The organism is Streptomyces sp. NPDC096311, assembly GCF_044763085.1.
Classification (GTDB): Bacteria; Actinomycetota; Actinomycetes; order Streptomycetales; family Streptomycetaceae; genus Streptomyces.
On the sequence record NZ_JBIWFN010000008.1, the window covers coordinates 68940 to 80653 of the forward strand.

Consider the following 11714-nt stretch of genomic DNA (forward strand, 5'->3'; position numbering starts at 1 on the left):
ATAACGCCATGCGCGGCTGCCCAAGTGCCCCCCGAGCGACGGTTCCACCCGACCTGACGGTCGGCTGACCCCGTGCGTGCCGATCGCGTCTTCGCGTACGGCGCCGCCGCCGGCCTCCTCGGTGATCTGCTGCTCGGCGATCCTCGCCGGGGGCATCCGGTCGCCGCTTTCGGGCGGAGCGCGGCAGCCGTGGAGCGGGTGCTGTGGCGGGACCACCGCGGGTGGGGCGCGCTGCACACCGCCGTATGCGTGGGAGGTGCCGCCGGACTCGCCGCCGTCGCTTCCCGTGCCGTACGCCCCTCACGTGCCGCGTCCCTCGCGCTGACGGCCGCCGCCACCTGGGCCGTCGTCGGGGGCACCACACTCGGGCGGGAGGCCCGGGCGATCGGTGACGCCCTCGCGGACGGGGAGATCGAGATCGCCAGGGAGCGGCTGCCGCATCTGTGCGGGCGGGATCCCCAGGCCCTCGGCGCCGACGGCATCGCGCGCGCCGTCGTGGAGTCCGTCGCCGAGAACACCTCCGACGCCGTGGTGGGCGCCCTGGTGTGGGGCGCCGTGGCCGGAGTCCCGGGGCTCGTGGGCTTTCGGGCCGTCAACACCCTTGACGCCATGGTCGGTCACAGGTCGCCCAGGTACCGGCGGTACGGGTGGGCCTCGGCTCGGCTCGACGACGTCGCCGGGTGGCCGGGGGCTCGTCTCACCGCCGTGCTCGCCGCCCTCGCGGGTGACAGTCCACGAGGGGCCCTGCGGGCCTGGCGCGCCGACGCTGTCAAGCATCCGAGCCCCAACGCCGGGCCCGTGGAGGCGTCGTTCGCGGGGGCGCTCGGGGTGCGCCTGGGCGGCACCCTCTCCTACGGCGGGCGCGTCGAGCACCGGCCCGAACTCAACGGCGCCGGGCGCGCCGTGCACGTCGACGACATCGAGCGGGCCGTACGGCTGTCACGCCGTGTCGGCTGGCTCACCCTCGGCGTGAGCGCCGGCGGGCGGCTGCTCGTACAGAGGCTTCTCAGGAAGGGGCGTACGTCATGAGCGGCGGGCTGCTCGTCGCCGGGACCACCTCCGACGCGGGCAAGAGTGTCGTGACCGCCGGGATCTGCCGATGGCTGGTGCGCCACGGCGTCAAGGTCGCGCCCTTCAAGGCGCAGAACATGTCCCTGAACTCGTTCGTGACGCGCGAGGGCGCCGAGATCGGGCGCGCGCAGGCCATGCAGGCACAGGCCGCCCGGGTGGAGCCGACCGCGCTCATGAACCCCGTGCTGCTCAAGCCGGGCAGCGACCGGAGCAGTCAGGTCGTCCTCATGGGCAGGCCCGTGGGTGAGATGACGGCCCGTGGCTACCACGGCGGGCGCCAGGAAGCCCTCCTCACCACCGTGCTGGACTGTCTCGCCGAGTTGCGGGGCACGTATGACGCGGTGATCTGTGAGGGGGCCGGCAGTCCTGCCGAGATCAATCTGCGGCGGACCGACATCGTGAACATGGGGATCGCGCGCAATGCGCGGCTACCCGTGCTCGTCGTCGGCGACATCGACCGCGGGGGTGTGTTCGCCTCGTTCTTCGGGACGGTCGCGCTGCTGTCGCGCGAGGACCAGGAGTTCGTCGCCGGGTTCCTCGTCAACAAGTTCAGGGGGGACGTCTCCCTGCTGGAGCCGGGGCTCGACATGCTCCACGGCCTCACCGGGCGGCGTACGTACGGCGTCCTGCCGTTCCGGCACGGCCTCGGCATCGACGAGGAGGACGGGCTGCGGGTGTCGTTGCGGGGAGCGGTCCGGGAGTCCCAGGTGACCTCCCCCGTCGGCGAGGACGTACTGCGCGTCGCCGTCTGCGCGATCCCGCTGATGTCCAACTTCACGGACGTGGACGCGCTGGCCGCCGAGCCGGGTGTCGTCGTGCGGTTCGTGGACCGGGCCGAGGAGCTGGCCGACGCCGACCTCGTCGTCGTCCCCGGGACCCGGGGGACGGTGAAGGCGCTGGAGTGGCTGCGCGAGCGAGGACTCGCGGACGCCCTCCTGCGCAGAGCCGCCGAAGGGCGGCCCGTGCTGGGCATCTGCGGCGGATTCCAGGTCCTCGGCGAGCACATCGAGGACGAGGTCGAGTCGCGCGCCGGTCATGTCGACGGGCTCGGACTCCTGCCGGTCCGCGTGCGGTTCGCACGCGAGAAGACCCTGACCCGGCCCGTCGGGGAGGCGCTCGGCGAGCACGTCGAGGGCTACGAGATCCATCACGGCGTCGCCGAGGTGACGGGCGGTGAACCGTTCCTGGACGGGTGCCGGGTCGGCGCCGTCTGGGGCACGCACTGGCACGGCTCGCTGGAGTCGGACGGCTTCCGGCGCGCCTTCCTGCGCGAGGTGGCGGCCGCCGCGGGCCGTCGTTTCGTGCCGGCCGCCGACACGTCGTTCGCGGCGCTGCGCGAGGAGCAGCTCGACCGGCTCGGCGATCTGATCGAGGAACACGCGGACACGGACGCGCTGTGGCGGCTCATCGAGTCGGGCGCGCCGCAAGGACTGCCTTTCATTCCACCGGGAGCGCCCGCATGAGCACAGTGTTGTTGTTGTCGACCGCCGACACCGATCTGCTGGCGGCGCGTGCCTCCGGCGCCCCGTACCGGATCGGCAACCCCACCCGGGTGGACGTCGAGGGCGAACTGCCGTCCCTCGTCGAGGGCGCGGACATCGCCGTCGTACGACTCCTGGGCGGCAAGCGTGCCTGGGAGGAGGGCCTGCGGAAGCTGAAGGCCTCGGGCATCCCCACCGTGCTGCTCGGCGGGGAGTCCGTACCCGACGCCGAACTGATGGCGGAGTCGTCGGTGCCCGCCGGTGTCGTCGCCGAGGCGCTGCGCTACCTGGTCGAGGGCGGCCCGGACAACCTCACCGAGCTGGCCCGGTTCCTCTCCGACACCGTGCTGCTGACGGGTGAGGGCTTCGAGGAGCCGCGGAAGATGCCGGAGTACGGCGTCCACGGCGAGCGCGCGTTCGTCGAGGGCCGGCCGACCGTCGGCGTGCTCTTCTACCGGGCCCACCAGCTGTCCGGCAACACCGCGTTCGTGGACACGCTGTGCGACGCGATCGAGGCGCGCGGCGCCAACGCGCTGGCCGTGTACTGCGGTTCGCTGCGCGGCGCGGACGCGGGCCTGTACGAGATCCTCGGCACGGCGGACGCGCTGGTCGCCACCGTGCTCGCGGCGGGCGGCACGCACGCCTCGGAGGCGTCCGCGGGCGGCGACGAGGAGGCCTGGGACATCGGCGCGCTCGCCGACCTGAACGTCCCCGTGCTGCAAGGGCTCTGCCTGACCTCGTCCAGGAGTGCCTGGGACGCGTCGGACGCCGCCCTCTCCCCCATGGACGCGGCGATGCAGGTCGCGATCCCCGAATTCGACGGCCGTCTGATCACCGTCCCCTTCTCCTTCAAGGAGCAGGGGCCCGACGAGGTGCCGGTCTACGTCGCCGACCCCGAGCGGGCCGCGCGCGTCGCCGGAATCGCCGTACGGCACGCCCGGCTGAAGCACAAGCCGAACGCCGACAAGAAGCTGGCGCTCGTCTTCACCGCCTATCCGACCAAGCACTCCCGCGTCGGCAACGCGGTCGGCCTCGACACGCCCGCCTCGGCGGTACGGGTGCTCGACGCGCTGCGGGACGCCGGGTATGTCGTCGAGGGACACCCCGACAACGGCGACGAGTTGATCCACCGGCTCATCAACGCCGGTGGCCACGACGTCGAATGGCTCACGGAGGAGCAGCTGGCCGCCGCGCCCGCACGGGTGCCGCTGGCCGACTACCGGGCCTGGTTCGACAGGCTGGACCCGGATCTCAGGCGCGGCATGCTGGACGCGTGGGGCGAGCCGCCGGGCAGCCTGTACGTGGACGGCGACGACATCGTCCTGGCGTCCCTCCAGTTCGGGAACGTCGTCGTGATGATCCAGCCGCCGCGCGGCTTCGGCGAGAACCCGATCGCGATCTACCACGACCCGGACATGCCGCCCTCGCACCACTACCTGGCCGCGTACCGCTGGCTCGAAAACAGCTTCGGCGCCGACGCCGTCGTGCACATGGGCAAGCACGGCACGATGGAGTGGCTGCCGGGCAAGGGTCTCGGGCTCAGCGGCGGCTGCGCGCCGGACGCCGTCCTCGGTGAACTCCCGCTCGTCTACCCCTTCATCGTCAACGACCCCGGCGAGGGCACCCAGGCCAAGCGGCGCGGCCACGCCACGGTCGTCGACCACCTCGTACCGCCGATGGCCCGCGCCGACACCTATGGTGACCTGGCCAAGCTGGAGCAGCTCCTCGACGAGTACGCGCTGGTGTCCGACCTGGACCCGACGAAGGCCCCGGCCGTCCGCGCGCAGATCTGGACGCTGGTCAAGGCGGCCGAACTCCACCACGACCTGCATGTGGAGGACCAGCCGGACGACGCGGCGTTCGACGAGTTCGTGATGCACATCGACGGCTATCTGTGCGAGATCAAGGACGTGCAGATCCGCGACGGTCTGCACGTCCTCGGCGGCGGCCCGGAGGCCGAGCCGCGCGTCAACCTCGTGCTGGCCGTGCTGCGCGCCTCCCAGGTGTGGGGCGGCACCGCGAACGCGCTGCCGGGGCTGCGGGCCTGCCTCGCCGAGTACTTCGGCCTGGTCGAGAAGGAACTGCTCGCCGAGCCGGGCGCGCCGGTGAAGGTGCCGGTCGAGCTGTCGGATCTCGTCGAGGGGCCGGCGCGGACCGGGGCCGACGCGATCGACCTGCTGGAGCAGCTGTGCCGCCGGATGGCCGAGGGCATGGAGGAGCGCGGCTGGGTGACGTCCGAGAGCACCGCTCTCGTACGGGAGGTGCTGGGCGTCGAACTGCCCGACGCCGTCGCGGTGCTGGAGTTCGCCTGCCGTGAGGTCGTGCCGCGCCTGGCCCGGACGACGGACGAGATCACCCACATCCTGCGCGCCCTGGACGGCGGGTACGTCCCCGCGGGCCCGTCGGGCTCACCGACCCGCGGGCTGGTGAACGTCCTGCCGACCGGCCGCAACTTCTACTCCGTCGACCCCAAGGCGATCCCCTCCAGGCTGAGCTGGGAGGTCGGGCAGTCGCTCGCCGACTCCCTGGTGCAGCGGTACCTCCAGGACACGGGCGAGTACCCGAAGTCCGTCGGTCTGACGGTCTGGGGCACGTCCGCGATGCGCACCCAGGGCGACGACATCGCCGAGATCCTCGCGCTGCTCGGCTGCCGCCCGGTCTGGGACGACGCCTCGCGCCGCGTGACCGGTTTCGACGTGGTGGGCCTGGCGGAGCTGGGCCGGCCGCGCATCGACGTCACGGTCCGCATCTCCGGCTTCTTCCGGGACGCGTTCCCGCACGTCGTGGGCCTGATCGACGACGCGGTGCGCGCGGTGGCCGAGCTGGACGAACCCGCCGACCGCAACTACGTCCGCGCGCACGCCGACGAGGACACCGCCGAGCACGGCGACCGGCGCCGCGCCACCTCCCGCATCTTCGGCTCCAAGCCGGGCGCGTACGGTGCCGGGCTCCTCCCCCTGATCGACGCCCGCAACTGGCGCTCCGACGCGGACCTCGCCGAGGTGTACGCGGTGTGGGGCGGCTACGCGTACGGGCGCGGGCTGGACGGGCGGGCGGCGCGCGGGGACATGGAGATCGCGTTCCGGCGCATCGCCGTCGCCGCGAAGAACGTCGACACCCGTGAGCACGACCTCGTCGACGCCGACGACTACTTCCAGTACCACGGCGGCATGGTCGCGATGGTCCGGCACCTCACGGGCGCGAGCCCGGAGGCGTACGTCGGTGACTCGGCCGTACCGGACCAGGTGAAGACCCGCACGCTCGGCGAGGAGACCCACCGCGTCTTCCGCGCCCGGGTCGTCAACCCGCGCTGGATGGCCGCCATGCGACGGCACGGCTACAAGGGCGCCTTCGAGATGGCGGCGACCGTCGACTACCTCTTCGGGTACGACGCCACCGCCGGGGTCGTGGACGACTGGATGTACGAGAAGCTCAGCGCGGAGTACGTCTTCGACGCGGAGAACCGGGACTTCATGAAGAAGTCCAACCCGTGGGCGCTGCGCGGCATCACGGAACGGCTCCTCGAGGCCGCCGACCGGGGGCTGTGGGCCGAGCCGGACGCGGACACGCTGGAGCGGCTGCGTGCCACCTATCTGGAGCTCGAAGGCGACTTGGAGGGCGACGACCAGTGAGTACCCCGTTCCCGTTCACGGCCGTGGTCGGCCAGGACGACCTGCGGCTCGCGCTGCTGCTGAACGCCGTGTCGCCCGCCGTGGGCGGTGTACTCGTCCGCGGTGAGAAGGGCACGGCCAAGTCCACGGCCGTACGCGCCCTGTCGGCGCTCATGCCGGGGGTGGACGTCGTCGCCGGGTGCCGGTTCTCGTGCGATCCGGCCGGGCCCGACCCGGCCTGCCCGGACGGTCCGCACGAGCCGGGCGCCTTCGAGACCCGGCCGGCCCGCATGGTCGAGCTGCCCGTCGGTGCCTCCGAGGACCGGCTCGTGGGCGCGCTCGACATCGAGCGGGCGCTCGCGGAGGGCGTGAAGGCCTTCGAGCCGGGGCTGCTGGCCGACGCGCACCGCGGGATCCTGTACGTCGACGAGGTCAACCTCCTCCACGACCACCTGGTCGACCTGCTCCTTGACGCCGCCGCCATGGGCGCCTCGTACGTCGAGCGCGAGGGTGTCTCCGTACGGCACGCGGCACGCTTCCTGCTCGTCGGGACCATGAACCCCGAAGAGGGCGAGCTGCGTCCGCAGTTGCTCGACCGGTTCGGGCTGACCGTCGAGGTGGCCGCCTCCCGGGAGCCCGATCAGCGGGTCGAGGTCGTGCGGCGCAGGCTCGCCTACGACGACGACCCGGCGGGCTTCGCGGCGCGCTGGGCCGACGAGGAGTCCGCCGTACGGGCCCGGATCGTGGCGGCGCGGCAGCTGTTGCCGTCCGTGCGGCTCGGGGACCCGGCGCTGCGGCAGATCGCGGCGACCTGCGCGGCCTTCGAGGTGGACGGCATGCGGGCCGACATCGTCATGGCACGGACCGCGACCGCGCTCGCCGCGTGGGCGGGACGGACCGACGTGCTGGCGGAGGACGTACGTCAGGCCGCGCTGCTCGCGCTGCCGCACCGGCGGCGGCGCAACCCCTTCGACGCGCCGGGGCTCGACGAGGACAAGCTCGACGAGACGCTGGAGGAGTTCGGGGGATCGGACGAGGGTTCGTCCGAGGAGGGTTCTTCCGACGACGATCCGGACGGGGACCCGGATCCGGACGGGCCCGGTGGGGGTGGGCGGCCGCCTCAGGACGGGCCGGACGGCGACTCCCCCGCCGGTGACGTCCCGGCGCAGGGCGAGCCCTCGGACGACGGGCAGGCGCCGGCCGCACAGGGCGCCGGTGAGCAGTCCCCCGTACGGGCCGCCGAACCCTTTCGCACGAAGGTGCTGAGCGTGCCGGGGCTCGGCGAGGGCGCGGCCGGGCGGCGTTCGCGGGCGCGGACCGAGCACGGGCGGACCACCGGATCGCGGCGGCCCCAGGGGGCGCTCACCAAGCTGCACCTGGCGGCGACCGTGCAGGCGGCGGCGCCCCATCAGCGGGCGCGGGGGCGGTCGGGGCGCGGTCTCGTGGTACGGCGGGACGATCTGCGCCAGGCCACCCGGGAGGGGCGTGAGGGCAACCTCGTGCTGTTCGTGGTGGACGCCTCCGGGTCGATGGCAGCACGGCAGCGGATGAGTGCCGTCAAGGGCGCGGTGCTGTCGCTGCTGCTCGACGCGTACCAGCGGCGGGACAAGGTGGGGCTCGTGACCTTCCGGGGGTCCTCGGCCGACGTGGCGTTGCCGCCCACCTCGTCCGTGGACGCGGCCGCCGCCCGCCTCGAGTCGCTGCCCACGGGCGGGCGGACGCCGCTCGCGGCCGGGCTGCTGCGCGCGCACGACGTGCTGCGGGTCGAGCGGCTGCGGGATGCCGCGCGAAGGCCGTTGGTCGTCGTGGTGACCGACGGACGCGCCACCGGCGGCCCTGAGCCCGTCGCGCTCGCCGAACGGGCGGCGCGGCTGTTCGCGGCCGACGGAGTCGCTTCCGTGGTCGTCGACTGCGAGGCGGGGCCCGTGCGGCTCGGACTCGCGGGGCGGCTCGCGGGTGAACTGGGCGGCACGGCGGTGACGCTGGACGAGTTGCGGGCCGACGCGATCGCCGGGCTCGTACGCGATGTGCAGGGGACTTCGAGGAGGGCCGCGTAATGCCGCAGGGGCAGCCGAGTGTCGTACCGGAGGACGGACTGACGACGCGTCAGCGCCGCAACCGGCCCCTGGTCGTGGTGCACACGGGGATCGGGAAGGGCAAGTCCACCGCCGCTTTCGGGCTGGCGCTGCGCGCCTGGAACCAGGGGTGGCCCATCGGGGTGTTCCAGTTCGTCAAGTCGGCGAAGTGGAAGGTCGGGGAGGAGAACGCGCTGCGCGTGCTCGGCGCCTCCGGCGAGGGCGGGTCCGTCGACTGGCACAAGATGGGCGAAGGGTGGTCGTGGGTGCAGCGCGACTCCCAGATGGACAACGAGGAGAAGGCCCGCGAGGGCTGGGAGCAGGTCAAGCGGGACCTCGCCGCCGAGACGTACAAGCTGTACGTGCTGGACGAGTTCGCCTACCCCATGCACTGGGGCTGGGTGGACGTCGACGAGGTCGTCGCCGTGCTGCGGGACCGGCCCGGGACCCAGCATGTCGTGATCACCGGGCGCAACGCTCCCGAGAAGCTCGTCGGGTTCGCGGATCTCGTGACGGACATGTCCAAGGTCAAGCACCCGATGGACGCCGGCCAGAAGGGCCAGAGGGGCATCGAGTGGTGATGTCCGTCCCTCGGCTGGTCATCGCCGCGCCCTCGTCCGGGAGCGGCAAGACCACCGTCGCCACGGGGCTGATGGCGGCCTTCGCCTCACGGGGGCTCGCCGTGTCCCCGCACAAGGTGGGGCCCGACTACATCGACCCCGGGTACCACGCGCTCGCCACCGGGCGCGTGGGGCGGAATCTCGACGCGTATCTGTGCGGTACGGAGTTGATCGGGCCGTTGTTCGCGCACGGGGCGCGCGGCTGCGATCTCGCGGTCGTCGAAGGTGTGATGGGGCTGTACGACGGGGCCGCCGGTGAGGGTGAGCTCGCGTCCACGGCGCAGGTGGCGAAGTTGCTGCGGGCGCCGGTGGTGCTGGTCGTCGACGCGTCGTCGCAGTCCCGGTCGGTGGCCGCGTTGGTGCACGGGTTCGCTTCCTGGGATCCCGAGGTGCGGGTCGCGGGGGTGATCCTCAACAAGGTGGGGTCCGAGCGGCACGAGTCGATGCTGCGGGAGGCTCTCGACGCGTCCGGGGTGCCGGTGCTCGGTGTCCTGCGGCGCGCTCCCCAGGTGGACACGCCTTCTCGGCACCTGGGGTTGGTGCCGGTTGCCGAGCGGCGCGCGGATGCCGTGGACGCCGTGGGGGCGATGGCCGAGCAGGTGCGGCGCGGGTGTGATCTGGACGCGTTGTTCGCGTTGGCGCGTGGTGCGGGTGAGCTGGCGGGTGCGGAGTGGGATGCGGCCGAGGTGGTCGCTGCTCGAACGCCGGACGGGCTGAAGGACCAAGCCGCCACCGGGGTGAAGAGGGTGGCCGTTGCCGGTGGGGCCGCCTTCACCTTCTCCTACGCCGAGCATGCCGAGTTGCTGGCCGCCGCGGGAGCCGAAGTCGTCTCCTTCGACCCGCTGCGGGACGAGCAACTGCCGGACGACGTGGGCGGGTTGGTCATCGGTGGGGGGTTTCCCGAGGTGTACGCGCCCGAGCTGTCCGCCAACGAGCCGCTGCGCAAGGCCGTGGCCGAGCTGGCGTTCGGCGGGGCGCCCGTCGCCGCCGAGTGTGCCGGGCTGCTGTATCTCTCGCGCGAGCTCGACGGGCAGCCCATGTGCGGCGTGCTCGACGTCGCGGCCCGGATGAGTGAGCGGCTCACCCTGGGCTACCGGGACGCCGTGGCGGTGAGTGACAGCGCGCTCGCCGTCGCCGGGACGCGGATGCGGGGGCACGAGTTCCACCGGACCGTCGTCGAGCCGGGCGCCGGGGCGGCTCCCGCCTGGGGGGTGCGCGCCCCTGAGCGGCGCGTCGAAGGTTTCGTACAACAAGGTGTGCACGCGAGTTATCTGCACACGCACTGGGCGTCACAGCCGGGTGTCGCCCGTCGGTTCGTGGAGAGGTGCCGGACGTCATGAGCAGCAAGCTGATCGGAATCGGGGTCGGCCCCGGTGACCCGGAGCTGGTGACCGTCAAGGGCGTCAACGCGCTGCGTGCCGCCGAGGTCGTGGTCGTACCGGTGATGGCCGCGCCCGATGGAAAGGACGGCGGAGAGCCGGGGCGGGCGGAGGCCACCGTCCTGCACTACGTGCCCGAGGCGAAGGTCGTCCGCGTCGTGTTCGCGCTCAACGAGCGGACCGACCGGGGGCGGCGCGAGGCCGCCTGGGACGCCGCGGGCACCCGGGTCGCGGAGCTGCTCCGGCGGCACGCGTCCGTCGCCTTCGCGACCATCGGCGATCCGAACGTGTACTCGACCTTCACCTATCTCGCGCAGACCATCGGGGAACTGGTGCCCGGCACGGTCGTCGAGACCGTGCCCGGTATCACCGCCATGCAGGATCTGGCGGCGCGGTCCGGGGCCGTGCTCACGGAAGGGACCGAGCCGCTCACCCTCGTTCCGGTGACCGCCGGGGCCGCCGTGCTCAAGGACGCCCTCAACGGGCCCGGGACGGTCGTCGCGTACAAGTTCGGGCGGCAGGCGCAGGAGGTCGCGGAGGCGCTGCGGGTGACGGGGCGGCTCGACGACGCCGTGTGGGGGTCCGCGCTCGGGCTGGAGGGCGAGTCCATCCGGCCCGCCGCCGACCTCGACGGCGCACCGCTGCCGTACCTCTCCACCCTCATCGCGCCCGCCCGGCGCGACGGCACACGCGGCGGGAAACTGTGAGCCCGGGAAGATCACCCGCTTCCGGCGAGCCCCACCACCAGCCAGATGAACCCCGCGCCCGCGATCGTGCACAGCAGGGTCGAGCGGGCCGGGTGCTCGTGGTGCGCCTCGGGGAGGATCTCGGCGGCGGCCAGGTACAGCAGGACGCCGCCGAAGAGGCCGAGATAGCCGCCGAGCGCCTTCTCCGGGATGGTGAAGAACAGGGTCGAGGCGGCGCCGATCACCGGGGCCACCGCGTCCGCGAACAGCATCGTGATCGCCTTGCGGCGCGCGTTCCCGTACAGGCTCGTGATCGTGTACGTGTTGAAGCCGTCCGCGAAGTCGTGGGCGATCACCGCGAGCGCGACCGCGAGGCCCATACCGCCGCCGACCTGGAAGGCGGCGCCGATCGCGACGCCGTCCATGGCGCTGTGCCCGACCATCGCCGCGGCGGCCGTCAGGCCCACCTCGGGCGCGCGTCCGTCGTGCTCCTCGCCACCGTGCGCGGCCTGCCGGGCGGCCAGCAGGCGTTCCACCAAATGGGCCAGCAGGAACCCGGCGACGAACAGCAGCAGGGCCGCCGGTACACCGAACACCTCCTCACCCGCCGCGTTCAGCGCCTCCGGGAGCAGATCCAGGCCGACCACGCCGAGCATCAGCCCGCCCGCCAGGCCCAGCACCAGGTGGCGGCGGTCGGTGACCCGCTGTGCCGTCCAGCCGCCGGCCAGCGTCATCAGGAACGCGCCGAGCGCGACGAAGACCGCCATGAACCCTTCGTATCCGATCGCACC

General features: G+C 72.9%; 8 protein-coding genes. 7 read left to right on the forward strand and 1 reads right to left on the reverse strand.

The genetic code is table 11. The features are described 5' to 3' along the window. Positions 1 to 72 precede the first annotated feature (72 nt). From ACIRA5_RS21330 to cobI, 7 genes are read left to right on the forward strand one after another with little or no spacing between them, the layout of a single operon-like run. On the forward strand, positions 73 to 1029 hold the full coding sequence (locus ACIRA5_RS21330) for a cobalamin biosynthesis protein (protein WP_403692883.1): 957 nt from the start codon (positions 73 to 75) through the stop codon (positions 1027 to 1029). Next, the gene (locus tag ACIRA5_RS21335) at positions 1026 to 2534 is read left to right on the forward strand and encodes a cobyric acid synthase (protein WP_403692886.1); all 1509 of its coding nucleotides are present in this window, start codon (positions 1026 to 1028) and stop codon (positions 2532 to 2534) included. The genes ACIRA5_RS21330 and ACIRA5_RS21335 overlap by 4 nt, the downstream gene beginning before the upstream one ends. Beyond that, complete coding sequence (gene cobN, locus ACIRA5_RS21340) at positions 2531 to 6184, forward strand: cobaltochelatase subunit CobN (RefSeq protein ID WP_403692887.1); 3654 nt, start codon at positions 2531 to 2533, stop codon at positions 6182 to 6184. Before ACIRA5_RS21335 ends, cobN begins: the two co-directional genes overlap by 4 nt. Beyond that, entirely contained in the window at positions 6181 to 8220 is a 2040-nt protein-coding gene (locus ACIRA5_RS21345) for a putative cobaltochelatase (RefSeq protein WP_403692889.1), read from the forward strand. Before cobN ends, ACIRA5_RS21345 begins: the two co-directional genes overlap by 4 nt. Next, on the forward strand, positions 8220 to 8819 hold the full coding sequence (gene cobO / locus ACIRA5_RS21350) for a cob(I)yrinic acid a,c-diamide adenosyltransferase (RefSeq protein ID WP_403692891.1): 600 nt from the start codon (positions 8220 to 8222) through the stop codon (positions 8817 to 8819). The genes ACIRA5_RS21345 and cobO overlap by 1 nt, the downstream gene beginning before the upstream one ends. Further along, the gene (locus ACIRA5_RS21355; protein WP_403692893.1) at positions 8819 to 10198 is read left to right on the forward strand and encodes a cobyrinate a,c-diamide synthase; all 1380 of its coding nucleotides are present in this window, start codon (positions 8819 to 8821) and stop codon (positions 10196 to 10198) included. Before cobO ends, ACIRA5_RS21355 begins: the two co-directional genes overlap by 1 nt. Continuing rightward, entirely contained in the window at positions 10195 to 10944 is a 750-nt protein-coding gene (cobI, locus tag ACIRA5_RS21360) for a precorrin-2 C(20)-methyltransferase (protein ID WP_403692896.1), read from the forward strand. Before ACIRA5_RS21355 ends, cobI begins: the two co-directional genes overlap by 4 nt. A gap of 11 nt (positions 10945 to 10955) precedes the next feature. Here the strand turns inward: cobI and ACIRA5_RS21365 are convergent, their stop codons facing one another. Then, complete coding sequence (locus ACIRA5_RS21365) at positions 10956 to 11690, reverse strand: ZIP family metal transporter (RefSeq protein WP_403692898.1); 735 nt, start codon at positions 11688 to 11690, stop codon at positions 10956 to 10958. Positions 11691 to 11714 lie beyond the last annotated feature (24 nt).

Coding starts and splice junctions, on each gene's coding strand:
- ACIRA5_RS21335 (WP_403692886.1), top strand. CDS start 1,026: ATGAGCGGCGGGCTGCTCGTCGCCGGGACCACCTCCGACGCGGGCAAG.
- cobN (WP_403692887.1), top strand. CDS start 2,531: ATGAGCACAGTGTTGTTGTTGTCGACCGCCGACACCGATCTGCTGGCG.
- cobO (WP_403692891.1), top strand. CDS start 8,220: ATGCCGCAGGGGCAGCCGAGTGTCGTACCGGAGGACGGACTGACGACG.
- ACIRA5_RS21355 (WP_403692893.1), top strand. CDS start 8,819: ATGTCCGTCCCTCGGCTGGTCATCGCCGCGCCCTCGTCCGGGAGCGGC.
- cobI (WP_403692896.1), top strand. CDS start 10,195: ATGAGCAGCAAGCTGATCGGAATCGGGGTCGGCCCCGGTGACCCGGAG.
- ACIRA5_RS21365 (WP_403692898.1), bottom strand. CDS start 11,690: ATGGCGGTCTTCGTCGCGCTCGGCGCGTTCCTGATGACGCTGGCCGGC.